Here is a 22,870-nt window from a genome sequence, read left to right as displayed (position 1 = left end):
TACTACTTGATGTCATTGATGTAAATTATTGATTATCAGTATAATATACAAATAATTAATAACTTTGACAACTATAAATCAACTGATTATCTAGCTTTTATCAAAGAAAAAGTGTGAGTTTGCCCTGTACTTAATTGTAGTTCCTTTTTTTTATCCTTAAAATTGATTAACTTGTGTAATTAAATTTAGGTATAACGTTTTAAACTCTTTTGGTTATGTTAGTCTTTAATAAAATATCAGTCCTGAAAAAATTAAGTCTTTTAGGCATCTTTTTTCTAGTTTTTCAAAATTCATTTGCAATAAATACTCTTGTTCAACAACAAGACACCACTAAATTTGTAGTTTACAAAGGTAAAGTTATAGCTAGTAATACACATAAATCGCTAGCATTTGCTACCTTAACCATAGTTGCTACAAATATAAGTACAGTTACTAATACTCAAGGAGAATATCAATTAAAAGTTCCTTTAAAATATATAAATAACAACATTATTATTTCATTTTTAGGGTATACAAGTGAGGTTATAAATTTGAAAGACCTTCCAAGTAAAAATGCAAAAATAACATTAGAAACCTATATTGAAAAACTATCAGAAGTAAAAATTCATTTTAAAGATGCAAAATCATTAGTAGAGAAAGTATTACAAAATAAAGGAAATAATTATCTTGATTTTTTGAGTAATATGACTGCGTTTTATAGGGAAACTATAAAAAAAAGGAATACTTATGTTTCTTTATCTGAAGCAGTAATAGAAATTAATAAACAATCCTATACCAATGAGAGAAATGATATTTTAAAACTGTACAAAGCACGTAAAAGTACAGATTATAAAAAATTAGATACGGTAGCTTTTAAGTTAAAAGGCGGTCCTTTTAGTAATTTATATATTGATATTATTAAAAATCAAAATTCTTTTTTTGCTGAAGATATGTTTGCTATTTATGATTTTACTTTTGGCACTACAACTAAAATAGATAATAAACCCGTTTATGTTGTTAATTTTAAACAAAAACCACGTATTACATCTCCATTATATTACGGGCAACTATTTATTGATGCTAAATCATTTGCCTTAATATCAGCAAAATTTCATTTAAATTTAACCAATAAGGAAAAAGCTAGTCGATTATTTATTGTTAAAAAACCTAGAAATGCTAAAGTTACTCCAATAGAAACCTCTTATCAAGTAAATTACCGTGAAAAAAATGGAAAATGGTATTTTGGTTATAGCCGAATTGAGTTAGGTTTTAAAATTAATTGGGATAAAAAATGGTTTAATACCATTTATAGGACTACCAGTGAATTAGCCATAACAAATTGGCATAAAAATAAAAATAATAAATATTTTAAACCAAGAGAACGCTTACGTCCTTCTGTAATTATGAGTGAAAAAGCATCAGGTTTTAGTGATCCAAATTTCTGGGGAACCTATAATGTTATTGAGCCTGAAAAACCAATTGAAAATGCCATTAAAAAAATTAAAAAACAATTGCGAAACTTAAATTAATCGTTTCAAAAGGAAGCTATTTAAAAAGTAAAATTTGTCAACCTGAATCTGCCAGCATCCGGCGGACTTGTTTCAGGTTCTCATAATGACTAAATAAGATTCTGAAACAAGTTCAGAATGACGGTTTTCAATACTTTTTAAACAGTTTCTTTTTTATTTTATAATCCTAAAACTTTAACTCCCTGTTCAAAAATAACATCCACAGGAATATTAGCATTACTTAACTTATCCAAATCTTTTTGTAAATCTGGTGAAATTTTACCCTTCTCATCAACCAATTTTGTAACTCCAACATAATCACCATTTCCTTGCAAGGTTAATATTAAATTAGACAAATCTTTCATAGCTCCTTCCATTTTTTCATAATTCACTTTATAAGTACCGTCTTCATTTTTGGTGAAAGCTCCTTTTTCTTTAAAAAAATTAAAACGAATCATATTTGCAACTCCGTGTGCACTAGATGCTCCAAAACGAACTGAACGAAAAATACTTGCCATAAAAGTGGTCATATAATCTTTCATATCACCGCCTAATTCACCTTTTTTGTGTAGCTGTTCAACCATATATAAACCTAAAATATCTGCTTTTCCTTCTTCTAAAGCAGATGCTTTTTCTTTTAACGCATTTCTAACAGAACCTTTATTATTTATGGTATTTTTAATTCCTAAACCATGAGCAACTTCGTGAAACATAGTATTTGCAAAAAAGGCATCAAATTTTATGTATTTACGTTGACTTTTGGTTATTAACACATCTGCAATTGGAACTAAAATTTTGTCGAATTTGGCTTGCATAGCATTTTTTAATTGCAATCTTCTAGTTCCTTTTTTTAATTGAACTTGTTCATCATTTGGTAAGTTAATAGCAATAGTTTTACTACCGGCATTGCAATCGCCAGCGTAATAAACCACATCATACGCATTTAAATCGGAATCTGTTCCCGGAGTTTCTTTTTTATAAGCTTCATCAACAGGTAACCCTTTTTGCAATTCAGGTAAAAAGTTGATAAAATGAGCTAGTTTTTTACTCCACTTTTGGTCTTTAACTAAAACATAACCTTCATGTGAAGCTTTGTAGCCAAACAACTGATCTTCATAGGTTTCAATTGGACCAATAACGATATCCAAAGTATTTGTTTTCATATCCATCCAAGCAAAATCACTTGGTTGATAATTATCCGTTAAAAAAGCTTCCGCTCTTAATTTTAAGTAGTTTTTTAATCCAGCATCATCCGCCAATTCAGCAGCTTTTTTTAATAATTCTGAAACTTTCTTAACTTGCTTTTTAAATTGAATGTGATAAGGAATTGAAACTAATTTTCCTTCTTTATCTCTTCTTAAAAAAGTGTATAAACCTGCTTTATTTTCAGCTTCGCTTTTATTAAATTCATCTTTAGTCATATCCTTTGGATAGTAATTTGCTCCTTTTGGTTTTTCACCGATTCCTTCAACAAAAGATTTATTTCCATCTAGCCTATCCCAAGGTCCATAATTAATTTCAGCAAATTTTTTGGTAGCATCATCTTTTATTTTAGCAAATAATGCCGTTTTATTTCCATAAGCTTCATACCAAAACAATTCGTTCATTTTATCGGCTGCTTTAATTAAAATAGGCAACATTTTACGTTGATTTTCCGATAATTTACTTACATCTGCAGTTAATTTAAATGAGGTATATTTATTAAGTTTTTTATCCATTGCATTTATATTTTCTTTTACAGTAACTTGTTTATTGGGTTTTCTTCCTTCTTTGTTTTGATTACAAGAAAACAAAGCTGAAATTATTATGAAGTACATGATGTTTTTCATATTATTCTTGCTTTTTTATATTATTAATTATTTTATCAATACTACTTTTATTTATATTGTATTTTGGATTTAAGCTGTTTTTATCTGGAAATTGTTCAATCATAATTGTTGAAGAAGGAAATGCAAATTCTACACCCAATTCTTTAGCTAATTTTAAAATTGAAATATGTAAACTATGTTTTGAAGCTTGTTCTTTGTTCCAATCTAGTGCTATAAAATACAAGTTTACTAATATTAATAAAGCAGAATCTCCAAAACCTATAAACTCAACATTAAAAGCATCATTACGAGTTGCTGGATGCAATTCAATTATTTTTCGAAGTCCTACTACAAATGCTTCAATAAGTTCTGGAGGTGTATCATAACGCAGCCCCAAATTTGTGGTATATCGCCTGTACGTTCTTAACCCTTTATTATTTACAACCATTTCAGACAACGTACTATTCGGAATTTGATAGACAGAAGTATCTGAAGCCCTAACGGTTGTACTTCTAAAACCAACAGTTTCTACAGTTCCTACAACTTCTCCAGCTTCAATCCAATCCCCAATATGAAACGGTTTATCAACAAAAATCATAATGGTTCCAATCAAGTTTTTTACGGTATCTTGTGATGCTAAAGCAACAGCAATACCTCCAATTGAAGCACCTGCAATTACCGCTGTTGGTTCAACACCAAATAAGGTTAGTAATTTTAAAATTCCTAAGAAAATAACTACTCCTGTTAAAAAATTATGTAGAATAGGTACTAATTGGTCGTCTAATTTATTATGAGTTGATGCCGCAAAATCAGCATAAATACTCATTACAACTTGGACTAATTTTAAGAAAACATAAATCCAAAAGACAGTAATCATAATGTTTATCGCTAAAAATAAAAATGTATTTACATCTAAATTTAATTGGAGCGATGGTAACAATTTTATAATTACCCAACTAATCAACAATAGCACAATAGGTCTTGTTAATTTTTTTAAGGCATTATTTATGCTGTCATTAGATTTATGAATTATCCAAAATTGAAATTTTTTTAAACTATAAAAAACTATTTTACGTAATACATAAAAAAGAAATACACTAATGATAAGCAATACTACTAATCCTAAATATTGCCACAATTCAATTTTAAAAAAAAAATAATGCCCAAATTTCGGAATTACATTTTGAAGTTTTTCGGTGTACCAAGGAAAAACTTCATTATAAAGTTTATCAACTTTACTAATCGTTTCTGAAGAATAATACCAATTTTTTCCTATTTTTTCGACGTATATGTCAGGCATTTGATAAGGAAATAACACATATTTATGCCCTATTTTATAGTTAACAGTATCCGAATACATTTTGTTAGTTGGCACTTTTGTGAAATCAACTCTTAAGCCTTTACCATCTAATATTTTTTTAAGTTTAATGGCTATATCTTCTGCCTTTTTGCCTTTATAACCGTAAATAGTAGCTGCTGCTTTTTCAGGTTCATAAGAGTCTGGTTGTAAAAAATATAAATGTGTATAAATTGTGGAATTTGGACTACTTAAATCAACTTTAACATTATTTTGACCAAATAATGTTGATGAAATAATCAAAAAAAGGAAACCTAATTTTTTCATGTTTTTGGATAATTTTAAACTAAAATCAAATTTAGCATTTTAAATGATTGACCTTGTTGAAGAAATCTATTATTTTTTATATTTCTTTTTATTGAATTTCTTTTTTTTTCTTGAAGTAAAAACTACGGTTTCATCAAAAGTGTTATTTACCTTAACTTTTTTATTTCTTTGCCAGTTATCTGCACCTAACAATTTTGTAACTAAATCATTTCTACCAACTTTTAAAAGCGTGTTTTTAATCCAATTTTTATTCTCTTTTTTATACCAAAAGAAAAAACGATGTTGTTCTTCTTTTTCTACTTTTGATTTTGGAGTTTTTACTAATTTTAAAGTATATGGATGATAACCACTGTAATAAATAACCGTAGCCACCGTCATTGGAGTTGGTGTAAATCCCTGAACTTGTTCTAGTTGAAATCCCATATCTTTAGTTTCTGCCGCTAAATTTGCCATATCTTCCAATTCACAAGCCGGGTGACTAGAAATGAAATAAGGTATTAACTGTAAATTTAATTTCTTTTTAAAATTAATTTTATCGAACTGTTCTTTAAACTTATGAAAATATTTAAATGATGGTTTTCTCATTAATTTTAAAACATTATCTGAAGTATGTTCAGGAGCAACTTTTAACCTACCTGAAACATGTTTTGTTAAAACTTCAACCGTATAATCATCTAACTCTTTAGCATTTGCTTTTTTATTAAATTCTGGAACCAACATATCATATCTAATTCCGCTACCAATAAATGATTTTTTAATTTTTGGATGCTTATCTACCGCCTGATATAATTCCGTTAATGGTTTATGTGAAGTATCTAAATTATAACAAATTATAGGTGAAATACAAGAAGGCGCAACACATTTATCGCAAATTTCCTGAACTTTACCTTTCATTTTATACATATTTGCAGAAGGTCCACCAATATCAGATAAATAACCTTTAAAATCGGGCATTTCTGCTACTTTATCTACTTCTTTTAAAATAGATGCTTTGCTTCTACTTGCAATAAATTTACCTTGATGTGCCGAAATAGTACAAAAACTACAACCACCAAAACAACCACGATGAATATTTATAGAAAATTTTATCATTTCATAAGCTGGAATTGGACCTCGCTTATTATATTTTGGATGTGGTAATCTGGTAAAAGGTAAATCAAAAGAAGCATCAATTTCCTTTTCAGTCATTGTTGGAAAAGGTGGATTAATTACTAAAGTTGAATTCCCAATTTTTTGAAGAACTCTATTTGCATGTATCTTATTAGATTCTTTTTCAATAGTTTTAAAATTTGATGCAAATACTTTTTTATCCTTTAAACAAGCTTCATGTGAATGAATTGTAACATCATCCCAATGTTTATTTTTTGGTATTTTTTCAGATTCTTTTACCAAAAATGAAGTTTGTTTTATAGTTTTTAAACTTGAAAACGGAACTCCTTTTTGCAATAAATGTACTATTTCATGCAACGGTTGCTCACCCATTCCATAAACTAACATGTCTGCTTTTGAATCTTCTAAAATTGATGGCTTTAATGTATTGCTCCAATAATCATAATGTGTAACTCTTCTAAGTGAAGCTTCAATTCCTCCAATTAAAATTGGTACATCAGGAAATTTTTCTTTTAAAATATTTGAATAAACTACACTTGCATAATCTGGTCGAAAACCTTTATCTCCATTAGGTGTATAAGCATCTTTATCTCGTCTTTTTTTACTTGCAGTATAATTACTAACCATAGAATCCATTTCACCTGCGGTTACCGCAAAAAATAAATTTGGCTTACCCAATTTTACAAAATCTTGCAAGTTATCATGTACACTAGGTTGTGGCACAATGGCAACTTTTAAACCATAACTTTCTAAAATTCTTCCTATAACTGCTGGTCCAAACGCTGGATGATCTACATAGGCATCTCCACTAAAAAGAATAACATCTAAATTATCCCACCCTCGTAGTTTTACTTCTTTATTAGTAGTTGGTAACCAATCTGAAAGTTTGTGTATCATATTTTGCAAAAATACAGTAAATAAATCAATTTAAATTATCTAATAAATTCAATAGAAGTGTTAATGAATGTTAAGGTTTGTTAACAATTTAAACCTTATAAAGATCTAAGTGTCTTAGTACTATAAAAACAATTAAAATATACATATTATGAAAAAATTAGTAGGATTATTAGTAATTATGGTTGCCTTATCCAGTTCAATAAATGCACAAGGTAATGGCAAAAGAGGTAATCAAAACTTTACACCTGAACAAGTTGCAACCTTGCAAACAAAAAAAATGACCATGCTATTAAACTTAAATCAAGAGCAACAAAATGCTATTTTTAAAATACAAAAAAATAAAGCAATGGTTCGCCAAGCCATGAGAAAATCTATGTTAGAAAGAAAACTAAATGGAAACACATTGACAACTGAAGAAATGTTTCAATTTAAAAGTAGCCGATTAGATAGAATGGAACAACACAAATTAGCCATGCAAAAGATTCTAACTCCAGCACAATTTACGATATGGCAAACTATGACAAAATCCAAAATGAACCATAGAAAAGGAAATGGTTGCGGAAATAAAAAAGGAGTTAAAGGAAACCAACAAGGAAGACAATGGTTTAATAATTAAATAAATGTAATTTTAAATTTGAATTAATGTGCAAAACGCTTCCAATGGAAGCGTTTTGTTTTTCTTTTTATCCAAAAAATTAATTATTTAAAACTAACGTTTGCCCAATGCTAATTTCATTGGTACTTAAATTGTTCAATTGCATTAACTCATCAACTGATAATCCGAATTTTTTAGAAATAGAATATAAAGTATCTCCTTTAACAACCACATAGTTTTCTACTTTATCCTTTTTAGGTAATTTCTCTTTTTTACCTAACACTTTTCTATCGTATTTATGCAAATTATACTTTTCAATAATGGCAATTAATTTAGCCGGATATCTTCTGTCGGTTGCGTAACCAGCTGTGCTTAATCCCTTTGCCCATCTTACATAATCTCCTTTTTTAAGCTTGAACAATTTAGCATATCTTTTTCTATTTGCTAAAAATTTTGAATGATCTTTAAATGAATTATTCGGATTTTTATACACTCTAAAACACTCATCATTTTTATCATCATCGTGATACACTTTTTGTCCATTCCATCCTTTATGGCATTTAATTCCAAAATGATTATTTGATTTCCGAGTAAGTTCACTATTGCCACTTCGTGATTCTAAAATACCTTGTGCTAAAGTTATACTTGCAGGAATTTTATAAATCCGCATTTCTTCCATTGCAATATCTTTATATTCATTTATATATGCTATGGTAGAAGATTGAAAGGAAGATTTTTTTGCTGGTTTGTTGGTAATTATTTCATCATTTTTAGAAATTTTTACATTTTCAATCCTTTTTTTATTAGAAGATTCAGCAATCTTTTTCTTTGATTTACAGCTTGTTATCAAAACAACACTTAACAATCCTATAATGATGTAATTATATTTCATTCTATTTTTTTATACGTGATAAATTTTTCTTTTTCAAAACAAGATTCATTCCATCAATTCCTTGTAATCCACCGGTATGAATTGCCAAAATTTTAGTTCCTTTTTTAAAATAATTCTTTTTAATTAAATCTATAATACCAAACATCATTTTTCCTGTATAAACAGGATCTAATGGAATTTTAGTTTCTTCTTTAAATTTATTGATAAAAGTAATTAATTCTTCAGAAACTTTTGCATAACCTCCAAAATGATAATCGGTATTTAAACTCCAATTATCATTCCTTAGTACATATTTTTTTATTTCATGTTGAAGAAAATCACCTTTTAAAGCAGGAAAACCAATTACTTTTTGATGTTTTTTAGTAGTATTAATAATTCCAGAAATGGTTCCTCCTGTTCCAACAGCCGAGCATATTACATTATATTGATTATCTTCTTCTATCAAAATTTCTTCGCAACCTTTAACTGCAAATTCATTGGTTCCGCCTTCAGGAACTAAATAAAAATCTCCAAATTTTTCTTTTAACTTGTCAATAAATTCTGATGTAGTTTTATTTCGATAATCACTTCTGGAAACAAAATGAAACTGCATATTATGTGCTGATGCAAATTTTAAAGTTGGATTTTCTTGTAAAACCGTCTCTAAATTATTAGCTAATTCATCTCCTCTAATAACTCCAATGGTTTTAAAATTGTGTTCAAAACCTGCAGCTGAAGTTGCTGCGATATGGTTAGAATAAGCACCTCCAAAAGTTAATAATGTACTTTTTTTTTGTTTAGCAGCTTCTTCTAAATTATATTTTAACTTTCGATATTTATTTCCTGAAATAAAAGGATGCAATTCATCTTCTCGTTTTATAAAAATAGAAATTCCACTATTCTCAGTTTCTGAAAAATTGACTTGTTGAACTCTGCTATTTTTAGTTTTTAAAAACAAACGCTATAAAAATTTAGTTCAATTCCATTTTTTCCTCAAGTAAAGTCCATTCCTCCATCAATTTTTCAACCGTATTCTTTTTTGTTTTATAGTCTTCAAAAAAGTTTGGGTTTGTTGAAGCTGTTTCATAATCTTCAGCTAAAGCAATATCCATTTCTGAAATTTCTTTTTCCAAAGTATCAATTTGAGATTCAATTTTGGTTAATTTATTTTTTAATTTTTTAAGTTCTTTCTCTCCTACTTTTGAAGATTTAAAAGCTTCTTTTTTTGAATTTTTATTCTTCTTTTTTTCAACAACAGTTTTCTTTTCTGCTTCTCTTAAACTCTCAATTTGATGTTGTTCCAAGAAATAGTCAATATCACCTAAATATTCCTTAATTTCTTTGTCTTTAAATCCGTAAACTGTGGTAGCCAACCCTTGTAAAAAATCACGATCATGCGATACTAAAATTAAGGTTCCATTAAATTTTTTCAATGCACTTTTAAGTACGTTTTTTGATGCTATATCTAAGTGATTTGTTGGTTCATCCATTATTAAAACATTGAATGGAGATAAAAGTAATTTACACAAGGCCAATCTATTACGCTCTCCACCGGATAGCATTTTTGCCTTTTTATCAACGGCATCTCCACCAAATAAAAAAGCACCTAACATATCTCTTACTCTTACTCGGTTTGAATCTGTAGATGCATCTTCCATAATTTCTAAAACCGTTTTTTCAGGTTCAAGATATTCAGATTGATTTTGAGCAAAATATCCAATTTCAACATTGTGTCCTAACTTTAAATGTCCACCATGAGCAATTTCACCGACAATAATTTTTGCTAAAGTCGATTTTCCTTGTCCGTTTTGACCAACAAATGCAATTTTACTATTTCGTTCAATTAATAAATTTACATTTTCTAACACATGTTTATCACCATAACTTTTAGATAAATTTTCGGCTTCTATCACTATTTTTCCTGGATCTTTTGACACTTGAAATCTAACATTCATTACTGCATTATCATCTGTATCCACTTCTATACGTTCAACTTTATCTAGTTTTTTTATTAAAGATTGAGCCATAGAAGCTTTGTTTGCCTTAGCTCTAAATTTATCAATTAAAATTTGGGTAGCTTTAATTTCTTTCTCCTGATTTTTTTGAGCCTGAAGCTGTTTTTCCTTTATTTCACCACGCAATAACAAAAATTGAGAATATGGTTTTTTATAATCATAGATTTTACCTAATGAAATTTCAATAGTTCTGTTGGTAATATTATCTAAAAACATTTTATCATGAGAAACCAACATAATGGCTCCTGAATAATTTTTCAAAAAAGTTTCTAACCAAATGATAGATTCAATATCTAAATGATTTGTTGGCTCATCAAGTAATAAAATATCGTTATTTTGTAATAACAATTTTGCCAACTCAATACGCATTCTCCAACCACCAGAAAAAGTATTGGTTAGTTTATCAAAATCTTCACGTTGAAAACCAAGACCTTGTAATATTTTTTCAGTATTTCCTTTATAATTATAACCGCCTAATAGCTCATATCTGTGCGTACATTCATTTAAATCAACCATTAAATCATGATAATATTCGCTTTCATAATCTGTTCTTTCTACCAATTCATGATTGATTTTATCTAATCTGGCTTCTAATTTTTTTATTTCTTCAAAAGCCATATAAGCTTCTTCTAAAATAGTTCTACCTTCCACAAAATCAATATCCTGACGCAAAAATCCAATACGTACTTCCTTATCAAAAGCCATAGTGCCACTTGTACTTTCAATATCTTTTGAAATTACTTTTAGTAAAGTAGATTTTCCTGCACCATTTTTCCCTATCAATCCTATTCTATCACCTTTATTTAATTTAAAGGTTATTCCTGAAAACAAATTAGATCCGGCAAAGGAAACCGTTAAATTGTGTACGTTAAGCATTGTTCTTTTATAATTAAATGTAAATTTGCTTTTTTGTAAAAGCATGCAAACTTACTATAAAAAAGTTTGTTGCTCAATTAAACTTTTATTATTACCATAGAACAGTAATAAAACTAACTGAAAAATGTTTAAAAAAGGATCAAAATTATATAGCATTTTGTTTAACAAATGCCCACGTTGCCAAGAAGGTGATTTTTTAGAAGAAAAAAATATTCTAAAAATTAATAAGGCTTTTAAGGTAAAAGAGCGTTGCTCAAACTGTGGATTAAAATATATGAGAGAACCTTCTTTTTATTATGGAGCAATGTATGTAAACTATGGATTAAGTGTTGGCGTTGCTATTATTACATTTATTATCAGTTATTTAGGATTTAATTTAACACTAAAACAAACTTTTATTCCAATTATATTCGCCATAATTATTACTTCGCCATTTGCAATAAGATGGTCTAGAATTATCTGGATTAACATTTTTGTACATTACCAACCTAATTTGAAAAAAGTTTCTGATATCGATTAATCATAATTTCTTTATCTAGTTCTTTATCATTTTCTAAATGATGAAATAATTGTTTTGCTACCCAAGGAGCAATCATAACTCCACGAGTTCCTAAGCCATTTAGTATTGCCATATTTTTATAAACCGGATGCTTTCCAACTAAAGGTCTTCTATCTTTTACTGTTGGCCTAATTCCAGCACTTTGTGATACAATTTTATAAGGCACATTAATTACCGTTGAAAGTTTATCTATTAGTTCCTGTTTTCCTTCTTGAGTGGTATTTAATGTTTTGTCTTTCCAATTAAATGTTGCTCCAACTTTATAATAATGATTCCCGAGAGGTAAAACAAAAACAGAAGATTTTATCATAAAATCAATATTTAATTCTGGAGTATGTATTGTTAACAATTCGCCTTTGGCTTCTCGCATTGGTAAATAGTTAAAAAACGGATTTTTTGTTAACCCAAATCCTTCACAAAAAATAATATTTTTAGCTGTAATATTTTCATATTCAACTAGATTTTTATTGATTTTTAAAGAATGATAATTAAACCTTTCGTATTTAATTAGGTTGCGTTCCTTTAAATAAAGTTTATAATCATCAAGTAGTAATTTGGTTGATATTCTACCTGTATTTTTTAATTTTCCGAAACCAAAATTAGATAAAATTCCTACTGTTTTTTTATTTATTATTTGAGGAATCATGTAATTTGAGAGCAAAGGTTTATCGCAAGCAACAGTCCAATTGTTTTGTTCTTCAACAGATTTAAAAACTCTATAAATAGCTACAGCAAAATTGTATTTATTTTGTAATAATTGTTCTAATTCTTGATAAAAAGGGATTGTTACTTTAAGTTGTGAATTTGCTTTCCAAACAGGTGTGAATCGTTTTAACACTACAGGATTATACATGCCACTAGCCACCAATGAAGCATTTTGAGAATTATCTTCAAAAACAATAAATGATTTTTTATGTTTTTCTAAAATTCTAGAAAATGTCAAACCAGCTAAACCTAAACCTACAATAATATAATCTACCTCCCTATTTACCATAGTTGTAAAAAAACAAAAACTCCTGCAAATTGCAAGAGTTTTATATCAATTTTTATGTAAGAATTAATAATTCCACATATCTGATTCTTTATCTCTAATATCTTCTTTAATTTTGTTAGATTCCAAAACTTGAAATAAAGCATTTCCTTTTACATAATCGGCTACATCTCTATCTCCATAAATGTTTTCTTCTCTATAAATGATAGAATTAAATCGTCTTGCATTCAGCAGATGATCATAAGAAATTGGATAGGCAGAATTTTTTTGATTAAAAACTTTCATGTGGTGTAGCGCTTTACGTGCATCAGGAAACCAAACCCAAAATATAGGTAATTGTTCTGAAACATCTTCGTTTTCTCTACCCATAGTTTGCACGTCTGGTGCAACAGGAGCTAAAGCAAGTAATCTGTATTTAAGTTCTCCTTGGCGTTTATCAAAATACCAAAGCCCTTTAATTTTAAATCCTTCAATATCTTGAGAAGTCAAATTTACTTTATCAATATATTCATCAATATTGGTACTTCCCGCATTAAGTTCATCAAAACCAGCATCAGTTGTATCTATTCTATATAATTTACTAATAATTTCAGCCTTGCTCATTTTAGCAGTAAAATAAGAATCATCATAAACTTCTGTGATTTCTCCTTTTTTAATACCTCTTAACAATGTATCAAACAATGACCTTCTATCCGTTGAAACACTAGTAGTATCCACTGGATAATAATACGGTAAATTTATACGTTCATTCAAATCAATGTACTCCCAAACTACTTTGGACCAAAGCACATCTCTATCATCAATATAGCCATATGCCAATGGTTTATCATTATCAACTATTAATTGTTCCGCAGTTTTTTTACCAATATCAGAAGGTTTCTTAGCATTTAACAAATTAGATTGTGCAAAGGTTATTTGAACCCATACAGTTGCTAAAATAAAAATTCCAATATTTCTTTTTTTCATCACTTAATTTTTAATTTATTGTATTTCAATACTTACCGCAGAAGCATTTTTAATTTTATAAGTTGAATTACCTACTAACGAAGATTTAATATCAAATATTGTAATTACATCTCCTCTTTTTGCTTTTGCAATAGCTTTTTTAGCTTGAGCATTCATTCTATTTCCTCTAACTACAACGGCAGATTGACCTGGTACTTTTATGGTAAAGGCTGTAGTTTTTAACTTTAAATCAAAATCAAAATCTAATAAAGCTGCCCCAACAGTGGATTTAGTTAAACTAGTTTTAGGCATTTTTACATAACCGTCTTGTTTTCTAATAGTTCCACGAGGAGAAGGAATTCCTTTAATTCTGAATTTTTGAGAAGTGCTTACTGTTTGTCCGTTTGGTAATTTACCTGAAACACTTATCTTAACTTCTTTTCCTTTACCAGGTGTCATGATATATTTACCAATACCTTTGGCTCTTTTTAAACCCATACCTCTAGCGGTAACTAAGTTATCAGGAATACCAGGAATTGAAATAGTCATAGGGTTTGGCACTCCCCTGTAAACCACATTCATTTTATCGGCTGATATTACAGCACTATTTGGTTTTGGAATTACCGCATAAGAACCATTAATTGGAATTTCAACAGGTTTTCCGTTTTCCATAAAAACGAATTTACCTTTTACCTCTCTTTCACCAACTGCACCAGCAGGAAAATCTAAAATGGCTCCACCACCCTCTATTTTTGTAATTGGTTTTCCATTTACAATTACTTCGGAAGGTTTTAAAGAAGAATCATATCTACCTAAAACAATTTTTCCTTTAAAGTTTTCACCTTGAAAAAATGCTGATTTTTCTGGAATTAAAATAGTTTGATAATTAGACATAGAAACATCACTTTCTAATTGTCCTCCTAAAAGATTTCCATATATTTCAGATTGTGTTGTTTTAATATCGGATTGTAAAGATGTGAAATTGGTAACGTAAGAAATTAAAGGAAATCCTTCATATCTATTCATTAACCAAGGTTCCATACCATCTGCTGATTTTTGAGGAGAAGTATCAAATCGTTTTTTTATAGTTGAAGCAAGAGGACTATTTTTACCTACCAAATTAACAATCTCATTTTTATAGTTTTTAATTTGATCTAAAAATTCTTGCCCTGCTTTAGTAACGCCATCTCCTTTAAAAAAATATTCTGTTCCAATATTAGCATTATCCATTTCTTCATAATCTTTTGGATTATCTACTTTTGATAGAAAATATGTTTTTTTAGATTCTAAATAATCATTAAATTTTTTAGATAAAACATCTACTTTTTTAGCCTTTTCATATAAAGCAGCGTATTTTTCTGGTTGTTCTTGTGATTTTGTTGCTAAATTTTGTAATGTAGCACTATTTTTTATCGAGGTGGTTACATTATTATCCGTTAGTTTTTCATTCATATAACCAAAAGCAGATAAAACCTGTTTAGACATATTCATTGCCAACATTGCAATGAATATTAAATACATAAGGTTAATCATTTTCTGCCTTGGTGAAAGTTTACCTGAAGCCATTCTAATTAGTTTTTTGGTTAATAATTTAGTTTAATTAACTAATTAGTTTTTATTAGTCATAGCAGATAACATTCCTCCATAAACACCATTTAAAGAAGATAAATTGGAAGCCATAGATTCCATTTGTTCTTTTAATTTTGATGCATTTTCAACAACTTGTTCATTAATTTCAGTTTGTCTAGAAGAACTTTCTAACTGTACTTTATATAAACTATTCAAAGATTCCATTTGTGCTGCCGCTAAGGATAATTGCTCACTATATTTATTGGTTGCCGCAATAGAATCTATAGCTGGAGCAATGTTTTCTGCTGCTCCTTTAAAATTTTGAATGCTTTCTCCTAAACTCTGCATTAAATTTACATCTAGTTTTGCATCTTTAAGCATTTCATCTAATTTTTGAGATAATAAACTTTGAGATTCTCTAGCGTCTTTTCTGTCCTTATCTCGGGCTTGTCCAGCAGCTAATTCAGGATAGACTAAAGACCAGTCTAGATCTTCATCTACAGAATCAAAAGCAGATATAAAGAAAACTGCTGCCTCTACAAGCATACCAATTGAAAGCATTAATCCTCCACCTGTCCAGTGTTGTAATTTAAACAGAGCTCCAACAATAACCACTGATGCTCCAATTCCATAAGCATAATTAAATAATTTTTTGGTATTTCTAGTTTGTGCCATAATGTTGATTTTTTATCTATTTAGGGTTGTTAATTTTAGTTTTTATTATTATTTGCTCCTAAGAAGTCTTGCACGGTTCTAAAACCAATATAACTTCTAGCAGAATCAGCATATTCATAATCTCTAGTACTCACTTCTAAAAAGTAAGCTACATCTTTCCAGGAACCTCCACGAATAACTTTTCTGCGATTTTTAGTATTTTCTACATTTGGATTCATAGTTGAACCAATGTAATAAGAATCATCATTATATGCAGTGTTTGTCCATTCAGAAACATTTCCTGCCATATTATATAATCCATATCCATTTGGATTGTATGATTTTGCTTCCATAGTATATAAAGCTCCATCTACTGCGTAATCTCCACGATCTGGTTTAAAGTTTGCTAAAAAACAGCCTCTATCACTGGTGGTATAAGGACCTCCCCAAGGATATGTTGAAAATTCCAAACCTCCTCGAGCGGCATATTCCCATTCCGCTTCTGTTGGTAGTCTAAAATATGGAACTGAACTTGGTTTTTTCTTTGAACGTAAAAAATCATTTTTCTTCTTGGTTCTCCAACTACAAAAAGCTTTTGCCTGACTCCAAGTTACGCCTACAACTGGATAATCATTATACGCTTCATGATAAAAATAATCTTGATGCATTGGATCATTATACGAATAATTAAAGTCTTTCACCCAAACAGTAGTATCGGGATATACATTTACAACTTCTTGTTTTATAAAGTTTTTTCGTTCACCTTTATTTCTTGCTGCGGCCTCCCTATCTAACCATGAGTATTTATATTTTAATTTTTTAGTGTCTAGCATTCTTCTACCATCAAAACTATCTTCAATAGGTACATACATAGAATCCATTACTTCTGCATAATATTCATCAGGAAACTCACTCGTATTCCAAATTAAATCCGCATCCCAATTTAAAGCTCTTCCTTGTAATGGTGAGTTAACATCTCCTAAACTTCCATAATTATTCATCATGTATTTTTGATAAGGAGTCATATCGGTTGTATCAATATTTTTAAATTGATAATCTTCAAGAACTTTATTAGTGTCATCGGACATCAATTCAGATAGAAGTGCCAGTTTTGTACGAACGATAGAATCTCTAACCCAAAATACAAATTCTTTATATTCAGCATTTGTAATTTCTGTTTCATCCATATAAAAAGGACGGACAGTTACCGTTCTGGTAGGACTATTTAATGCTCCTGAAACATCTTCATCCTGTTTACCCATAGTAAATGATCCTCCGGGGATATAAGCCATTCCAACAGGCTTTTTTGAATGCCATTTACTTTTAGATTGTACGCCTATTAATTCGCCTTGATCATTAGATCCACAGCTAGTTATAATTAATGCTAATAAAATATAGAAGGGTAATTTCTTCATAATAATTTTCTTATTCCTTTTTGACAAACCTATTACTTATTAATTTAAAAAACAATATTTAATTTATTTTGGTACTCTTAAAAAAATTTAAATTTTCAAACTATTTAGCATTATTTACACAATTTTTTTCAATGTTTTAAGCCATCTATCGGGTATTTCCTGCTGTGTTGCACTAACATAGTCTTGATATGTACAAGGTATTAACGCATGTCTTTTAAATTTATTATTTTTTGTGATATTAATTTCCATCCACCATCTTCCACTTTTATTACTTTTATAAAAATTTAGCAATTGATCTTCTATGGGCACAATGAATTTTTGATAGTTATCCATTAAACCGAAAGGATAATCATTTGCTCTATAATTAACTCCTTCAATAAAATACCAAATCATTTGTGAGACCAATTTTGCTGTAATATTTTTGATGTCAAATTTGGCATTATATTCGTAAATTCCAAAAGAAGAAACTTTATCACTTATACCTGCATACCTAGCTATTGCACAAATTTCTGCTCCAGAAAATCCATTAGGTTCTGCATTTTGATTTGCTGGTGCATCGGCATTTTTTACTGCAGACAAATCAATACTAACTACATCTGCATCTCTTAAAACTGGTTCTACAATTGGCAAATCATTTGTTACTTCACCTAACCTATACGCTTCAAAATATAAACTATCTATTAAATCGATTTCATTTTGTGCATTAAAATAAGTTTGATATCCAATATTAGCATAATTAAATAAATTATTTGGTTCAGTCATAACAATTTTACTTAGAAATGTTTGAGATGTTAATTCATCATCAATATGACCAAAATCAAATTTATTATCTACAGCAACCAAATTAACGGTTTGCTCTAAAGCATCATAGGCTCTATAATTTGCAAAAGTAATATCTTGACTTCCACCAATGATTACTGGAATTATATTTTTTTTAATTAAAGCAGTTAACACTTGTCCTAATGCAAAATAAGTGTCATTTATAGAGTTTCCTTGGGTGATATTTCCTAAATCAGCAACCTGTAAAGACCAATTTCCTGGATATAATTTATATAATTCTTTTCGAATTTCATCCAAATTTGAGCCTGTACCATAGTTACTTACAGAGGCTCTATCTTCTTCAACTCCAATAATTGCAATTTTGATTGTAGATAAATCTGGGAAATTATCTTGTTGAGTATAGACAGCTATGCTTTGACCAAAAGTTTGGTTTGTTTGCATTTTGGCAGAGGCCAATAAAGCTTCGTCAACAGGTTTTAGATATTCAAAATTCATTGCTAGGGGTTAGAATTCTCTTTTTTTATGTGGCAATATACTTAAAAAAAATTATTTTTTGGTGGTTTTTCGCTTTGTAGTCTTCTTTTTCTTGGTATTTTTCTCTATAATAGCTTTAACTTCATTTAAAGTGAGTTTTGTTGCATCAATTGTTTTTGGAAGTTCAATTTTTTGTTTACCCTTAATAATATTGGATCTTCCCCATCGTGCTTTTTCTACTCTAATACCTTCTTCTTCCCAATTATGAAGCACCTTTTCAATTTCTTTTCGTTTTTTATCTTCTATTAATTCGACAATATTATCATGGGTTAAATTATCAAAATCATACTTTTTATTTACATTGATAAAAATACTATTCCATTTAATAAAAGGACCAAATCGACCCACGCCTTTTTGAACAGGTAAATTTTCATAAGTAGCAATTGGAGCATCTGCCTTTTGTTTTTCTTTAATTAATTCAATGGCTCTATCTAAATCAACATCCATAGGATTTTCATCTCTTGGAATAGAAATAAACTTAGAATCAAATTTGATATATGGACCAAACCGACCATTGGCAACAACTATTTCATTACCTTCAAATTCGCCAATAGTTTTTGGTAATTTGAATAAATCCATAGCTTCTTCATAAGTAATAGTACTTAAAGTTTGCCCATTTTGTAAGCTTGCAAATCTTGGTTTTTCTTCATCCGTAGCTTCACCAATTTGTACCATTGCTCCAAATCTTCCTAAACGTGCATATACATTTTTACCGCTAGCTGCATCAACACCTAATAAGCGTTCACCTTTTGCACGTTCAGCATTTGCGGTTACATCTTCAACCATTGGATTAAATGTTTTATAAAAATCTTTAATCATTTGGGTCCAATCTTCTTTTCCTTCAGCAATTTCATCAAATTCAGACTCCACTTTAGCGGTAAACCCATAATTAAGAATGTCCGAAAAATTTGCAACCAAGAAGTCGTTTACGATATTTCCTATATCTGTAGGAATTAGTTTTCCTTTATCCGAACCTACTTTTTCCGTTAATGTTTTAGTTTTAATTTCATTATTTTTTAAAACTATTTGCGTATAATTTCTGTCTATCCCTTCAATTATTTCTTTTACAATATAATCTCGTCTTTGAATAGTTGAAATTGTTGGTGCGTAAGTTGATGGACGACCAATACCTAATTCTTCTAAACGTTTAACCAAAGCTGCTTCTGAATATCGATAAGGAGCTTTTGTGTATCTTTCTGTAGCTGAAATTAATTCGTTGCTTACTTGATCATGAACAGCTAAATTTGGTAATAAACCAGCTTGCTCATCTTCTTCAAAATCAGTTCCTTCTAAATAAACTTTTAAAAATCCTTTAAATTTTATCATTTCTCCATTGGCTACAAACAATTTAGAGTTTTTGGAATTAGAGATTTTTGCAACAGTCCTTTCCAATTGTGCTTCACTCATTTGAGAGGCAAGAGTTCTTTTCCAAATTAATTCATACAATCTATTTTGATCAAAATCAACAGAAACTGTATGCTGATCCATATGTGTTGGTCGGATAGCTTCGTGTGCTTCTTGAGCTCCTTTAGATTTAGTTTTAAAATTTCTTGGTTTACTATAAGCTTCGCCGTAAGATTTAATAATTTCTTCCTGAGCAGCGTTTTTTGCATCTTCAGATAAATTTACACTGTCCGTTCTCATATATGTAATTAAACCTGCCTCATACAAACGCTGAGCTATTAACATAGTTTTAGCTACTGGGAAGTACAATTTTCTTGATGCTTCTTGCTGTAACGTTGAAGTTGTAAATGGAGGTGCTGGTGATTTTTTAGCTGGTTTTTTTTGTAAATCCTCAACTTTAAAATAAGCTTCTTTACACGATTTTAAAAACTGATTAGCTTCTTCTTTAGTTTCAAAATTCTTTGAAATTGAAGCCTTAAATCTTTTATTTTTGTTAGTAGTAAATTCTCCAACTACTTTATAGGATGCTATTGGTTTAAAGTTTTGTATTTCACGTTCTTTTTCTACAATTAAACGAACTGCTACCGATTGAACTCTCCCAGCAGATAATCCTCCTTTAATTTTACGCCATAAAACAGGAGATAATTTATAACCTACTAAACGATCTAAAACTCTACGAGCTTGTTGTGCATTTACCAAGTTATAATCAATTTCTCTTGGATTTTCAACGGCTTTTAATATGGCCTTTTTAGTGATTTCGTGAAAAACAATACGTTTAGTCGTTTCATTTTTTAGCTTTAATTGTTCAAATAAATGCCAAGCAATGGCTTCTCCTTCTCTATCTTCATCCGAAGCTAGCCAAACCGTATCTGCTTTTTTTGCTAAATCTTTTAATTTTTTAACAATTGCTTTTTTATCAGTTGAAACTATATATTTTGGTTTAAAATCTCCTTCAACATCAATTCCGATTTCTTTTGAAGGTAAATCCGCAATATGTCCAAAACTTGATTCAACCTGAAAATCTTTTCCTAAAAATTTTTCAATTGTTTTTGCTTTTGCCGGGGATTCAACTATCACTAAGTTTTTTGCCATAATTCTATTTTTAACTTATTTTAATACCACCTTACTCTTCGCTTTTTTTCTGAGTTTTTGGATTGCAAAAGTATATAGATTTTTTTTAATAGTCCAAATCAAAGTTAAAATCTCTTAAAACAAACCCATAAAATCTATGTTAAATTTCTGCCAATATGTCATATTTTTGAAATATTGGTTATATCTTTGCACCAAATAAAAATGAATATGGGTGACGAAAAAGTAATAGACGAAAAAAAACAAGGACAAGCCCTTTTAACTGAAAAAAAAAGTAAAAATCATAAAAAACTTTTTATAGAAAGTTTTGGTTGTTCTATGAATTTAAATGATAGTGAAATTGTAGCAGCTATACTTTCGGAACAAGGTTATAATACAACACAATTATTAGAAGAAGCCGATTTAGTTTTGGTAAACACATGTTCAATTAGAGAAAAAGCTGAACAAACCATCAGAAAACGATTACAAAAATACAATGCTGTAAAAAAAATAAATCCAACTATGAAAGTTGGCGTTTTAGGATGTATGGCTGAACGGCTAAAAACAAAATTTTTAGAAGAAGAAAAAATTGTAGACTTGGTAGTTGGGCCTGATGCTTATAGAGATTTACCAAATTTATTGCAAGAAGTAAACGAAGGTCGTAATGCCATTAATGTAATTTTATCTAAAGAAGAAACCTATGGTGATGTTTCTCCTGTTCGTCTAAATTCCAACGGCGTTTCTGCATTTGCATCTATCACTCGCGGTTGTGATAATATGTGTACGTTTTGTGTGGTTCCTTTTACACGTGGACGAGAACGAAGCAGAAATCCAAAAAGTATTATAGAAGAAATTCAACAATTAGTTAACACTAATTATAAAGAAGTAACTCTATTAGGTCAAAATGTGGACAGTTATTTGTGGTATGGTGGCGGTTTAAAAAAGAATTTTAAAAACGCAACGGATATTGCCAAAGCCACTGCGGTTGACTTTGCTCAATTACTTGATTTAGTAGCTATAGAATTTCCAAATACTCGTTTCCGATTTTCTACCTCAAATCCGCAAGATATGAGTTTAGATGTAATTAAAGTGATGGCAAAACATGCTAATATTTGTAAATCAATTCATCTTCCAGTACAATCAGGTAGTACTAGCATGCTTCAAAGAATGAATAGAAAACACACTCGTGAAGAATATATAACCTTAATTGAAAACATAAAAAAAATAATTCCTAATTGTTCTATTTCACAAGATATGATGACTGGTTTTTGTGGAGAAACTGAAGAAGAACATCAGGAAACACTTAGTTTAATGGAAGTTGTAAAATATGATTTTGGATTTATGTTTGCCTATTCTGAACGCCCAGGAACTCCAGCAGCAAAAAAAATGAAAGATGACGTTCCTAACGAGATTAAAAAAAGAAGATTAAATGACATCATTCAATTACAACAAAAACACAGTTTATTTAGAACTCAACAGTTTCTTGGTAAAACTGTGGAAGTTTTAATTGAAGGAAGTTCAAAAAAATCTGATTTACATTGGAAAGGTCGAAATTCACAAAATGTAGTAGTAGTTTTTCCTAAAAGAAATGAAAATATCGGAGATTTTGTTAATGTATTTATTGAAAATTGTACTTCTGCCACATTAATTGGTAAAAAAATATAAGTT

Annotated in this window: 17 protein-coding genes; 4 read left to right on the top strand and 13 right to left on the bottom strand. The window is 29.3% G+C overall.

Annotated features, from left to right (window positions below):
- Nucleotides 1-215: 215 nt before the first annotated feature.
- Nucleotides 216-1,508 (top strand): carboxypeptidase-like regulatory domain-containing protein, encoded by a 1,293-nt coding sequence (locus L3J60_RS06620; protein WP_291974708.1) that lies wholly within the window; start codon nucleotides 216-218, stop codon nucleotides 1,506-1,508.
- A gap of 158 nt (nucleotides 1,509-1,666) precedes the next feature.
- Here L3J60_RS06620 and L3J60_RS06615 read toward each other — a convergent pair whose 3' ends face one another.
- From L3J60_RS06615 to L3J60_RS06605, 3 genes are all read right to left on the bottom strand, one after another.
- On the bottom strand, nucleotides 1,667-3,304 hold the full coding sequence (locus L3J60_RS06615) for a Zn-dependent hydrolase (RefSeq protein ID WP_291974707.1): 1,638 nt from the start codon (nucleotides 3,302-3,304) through the stop codon (nucleotides 1,667-1,669).
- Nucleotides 3,305-3,317: 13 nt separating this feature from the next.
- Entirely contained in the window at nucleotides 3,318-4,919 is a 1,602-nt protein-coding gene (locus L3J60_RS06610; protein ID WP_291974706.1) for a mechanosensitive ion channel family protein, read from the bottom strand.
- Nucleotides 4,920-4,988: 69 nt separating this feature from the next.
- Entirely contained in the window at nucleotides 4,989-6,926 is a 1,938-nt protein-coding gene (locus L3J60_RS06605; protein ID WP_291974705.1) for a YgiQ family radical SAM protein, read from the bottom strand.
- 148 nt (nucleotides 6,927-7,074) lie between these two features.
- On the opposite strand from L3J60_RS06605, the gene L3J60_RS06600 reads away from it, so the two are divergent.
- Nucleotides 7,075-7,542, top strand: a complete 468-nt coding sequence (locus tag L3J60_RS06600; RefSeq protein WP_291974704.1) for a hypothetical protein — start codon at nucleotides 7,075-7,077, stop codon at nucleotides 7,540-7,542.
- 79 nt (nucleotides 7,543-7,621) lie between these two features.
- Here the strand turns inward: L3J60_RS06600 and L3J60_RS06595 are convergent, their stop codons facing one another.
- The 3 genes from L3J60_RS06595 to L3J60_RS06585 form a co-directional block, all read right to left on the bottom strand.
- Nucleotides 7,622-8,413 (bottom strand): glucosaminidase domain-containing protein, encoded by a 792-nt coding sequence (locus tag L3J60_RS06595; protein ID WP_291974703.1) that lies wholly within the window; start codon nucleotides 8,411-8,413, stop codon nucleotides 7,622-7,624.
- A gap of 1 nt (nucleotide 8,414) precedes the next feature.
- Nucleotides 8,415-9,284 (bottom strand): pyridoxal-phosphate dependent enzyme, encoded by an 870-nt coding sequence (locus tag L3J60_RS06590; RefSeq protein WP_291974709.1) that lies wholly within the window; start codon nucleotides 9,282-9,284, stop codon nucleotides 8,415-8,417.
- A gap of 79 nt (nucleotides 9,285-9,363) precedes the next feature.
- Nucleotides 9,364-11,283 (bottom strand): ABC-F family ATP-binding cassette domain-containing protein, encoded by a 1,920-nt coding sequence (locus tag L3J60_RS06585; protein WP_291974702.1) that lies wholly within the window; start codon nucleotides 11,281-11,283, stop codon nucleotides 9,364-9,366.
- Nucleotides 11,284-11,407: 124 nt separating this feature from the next.
- On the opposite strand from L3J60_RS06585, the gene L3J60_RS06580 reads away from it, so the two are divergent.
- The gene (locus L3J60_RS06580) at nucleotides 11,408-11,803 is read left to right on the top strand and encodes a DUF983 domain-containing protein (RefSeq protein ID WP_291974701.1); all 396 of its coding nucleotides are present in this window, start codon (nucleotides 11,408-11,410) and stop codon (nucleotides 11,801-11,803) included.
- Here the strand turns inward: L3J60_RS06580 and L3J60_RS06575 are convergent.
- The 7 genes from L3J60_RS06575 to topA all read right to left on the bottom strand — a co-directional run bounded on the left by L3J60_RS06575 (nucleotide 11,772) and on the right by topA (nucleotide 21,226).
- Entirely contained in the window at nucleotides 11,772-12,836 is a 1,065-nt protein-coding gene (locus L3J60_RS06575) for an FAD-dependent oxidoreductase (protein WP_291974700.1), read from the bottom strand. The two genes, L3J60_RS06580 and L3J60_RS06575, sit on opposite strands and share 32 nt — an antisense overlap.
- Nucleotides 12,837-12,899: 63 nt before the next feature.
- A complete protein-coding gene (gldN, locus tag L3J60_RS06570) occupies nucleotides 12,900-13,799 on the bottom strand; it encodes a gliding motility protein GldN (protein ID WP_291974699.1) in 900 nt (299 codons plus the stop codon).
- A gap of 15 nt (nucleotides 13,800-13,814) precedes the next feature.
- A complete protein-coding gene (gene gldM / locus L3J60_RS06565; RefSeq protein ID WP_291974698.1) occupies nucleotides 13,815-15,344 on the bottom strand; it encodes a gliding motility protein GldM in 1,530 nt (509 codons plus the stop codon).
- A 42-nt stretch (nucleotides 15,345-15,386) separates the two neighbouring features.
- Entirely contained in the window at nucleotides 15,387-16,022 is a 636-nt protein-coding gene (gldL, locus tag L3J60_RS06560; protein WP_291974697.1) for a gliding motility protein GldL, read from the bottom strand.
- A gap of 35 nt (nucleotides 16,023-16,057) precedes the next feature.
- Nucleotides 16,058-17,416 carry a gliding motility lipoprotein GldK gene (gene gldK / locus L3J60_RS06555; RefSeq protein WP_291974696.1) on the bottom strand — a complete coding sequence of 453 codons (1,359 nt, stop codon included), beginning with the start codon at nucleotides 17,414-17,416 and terminating at the stop codon, nucleotides 16,058-16,060.
- Between the two features lie 114 nt (nucleotides 17,417-17,530).
- Nucleotides 17,531-18,691: a formimidoylglutamase gene (locus L3J60_RS06550; protein ID WP_291974695.1), complete on the bottom strand. Its 1,161-nt coding sequence runs from the start codon at nucleotides 18,689-18,691 to the stop codon at nucleotides 17,531-17,533.
- A gap of 51 nt (nucleotides 18,692-18,742) precedes the next feature.
- The gene (topA, locus tag L3J60_RS06545; RefSeq protein WP_291974694.1) at nucleotides 18,743-21,226 is read right to left on the bottom strand and encodes a type I DNA topoisomerase; all 2,484 of its coding nucleotides are present in this window, start codon (nucleotides 21,224-21,226) and stop codon (nucleotides 18,743-18,745) included.
- Between the two features lie 207 nt (nucleotides 21,227-21,433).
- Between topA and miaB the strand changes: the two genes are divergently transcribed.
- Complete coding sequence (miaB, locus tag L3J60_RS06540; protein WP_291974693.1) at nucleotides 21,434-22,867, top strand: tRNA (N6-isopentenyl adenosine(37)-C2)-methylthiotransferase MiaB; 1,434 nt, start codon at nucleotides 21,434-21,436, stop codon at nucleotides 22,865-22,867.
- The last annotated feature ends 3 nt before the right edge of the window (nucleotides 22,868-22,870 follow it).

It is taken from the genome of Lutibacter sp. (assembly GCF_021647475.1).
Taxonomy (GTDB): Bacteria; Bacteroidota; Bacteroidia; order Flavobacteriales; family Flavobacteriaceae; genus Lutibacter.
This window is presented reverse-complemented; position numbering and strand designations above follow the sequence as displayed.

Bases quoted from the DNA above. Each gene is read 5' to 3' on its own strand.
- miaB (WP_291974693.1), top strand. From the start codon at position 21,434: ATGGGTGACGAAAAAGTAATAGACGAAAAAAAACAAGGACAAGCCCTT.
- L3J60_RS06610 (WP_291974706.1), bottom strand. From the start codon at position 4,919: ATGAAAAAATTAGGTTTCCTTTTTTTGATTATTTCATCAACATTATTT.
- L3J60_RS06585 (WP_291974702.1), bottom strand. From the start codon at position 11,283: ATGCTTAACGTACACAATTTAACGGTTTCCTTTGCCGGATCTAATTTG.
- L3J60_RS06615 (WP_291974707.1), bottom strand. From the start codon at position 3,304: ATGTACTTCATAATAATTTCAGCTTTGTTTTCTTGTAATCAAAACAAA.
- L3J60_RS06580 (WP_291974701.1), top strand. From the start codon at position 11,408: ATGTTTAAAAAAGGATCAAAATTATATAGCATTTTGTTTAACAAATGC.
- L3J60_RS06605 (WP_291974705.1), bottom strand. From the start codon at position 6,926: ATGATACACAAACTTTCAGATTGGTTACCAACTACTAATAAAGAAGTA.
- L3J60_RS06575 (WP_291974700.1), bottom strand. From the start codon at position 12,836: ATGGTAAATAGGGAGGTAGATTATATTATTGTAGGTTTAGGTTTAGCT.
- L3J60_RS06550 (WP_291974695.1), bottom strand. From the start codon at position 18,691: ATGAATTTTGAATATCTAAAACCTGTTGACGAAGCTTTATTGGCCTCT.
- L3J60_RS06620 (WP_291974708.1), top strand. From the start codon at position 216: ATGTTAGTCTTTAATAAAATATCAGTCCTGAAAAAATTAAGTCTTTTA.
- topA (WP_291974694.1), bottom strand. From the start codon at position 21,226: ATGGCAAAAAACTTAGTGATAGTTGAATCCCCGGCAAAAGCAAAAACA.
- gldM (WP_291974698.1), bottom strand. From the start codon at position 15,344: ATGGCTTCAGGTAAACTTTCACCAAGGCAGAAAATGATTAACCTTATG.
- L3J60_RS06600 (WP_291974704.1), top strand. From the start codon at position 7,075: ATGAAAAAATTAGTAGGATTATTAGTAATTATGGTTGCCTTATCCAGT.
- gldN (WP_291974699.1), bottom strand. From the start codon at position 13,799: ATGAAAAAAAGAAATATTGGAATTTTTATTTTAGCAACTGTATGGGTT.
- gldL (WP_291974697.1), bottom strand. From the start codon at position 16,022: ATGGCACAAACTAGAAATACCAAAAAATTATTTAATTATGCTTATGGA.
- L3J60_RS06595 (WP_291974703.1), bottom strand. From the start codon at position 8,413: ATGAAATATAATTACATCATTATAGGATTGTTAAGTGTTGTTTTGATA.
- gldK (WP_291974696.1), bottom strand. From the start codon at position 17,416: ATGAAGAAATTACCCTTCTATATTTTATTAGCATTAATTATAACTAGC.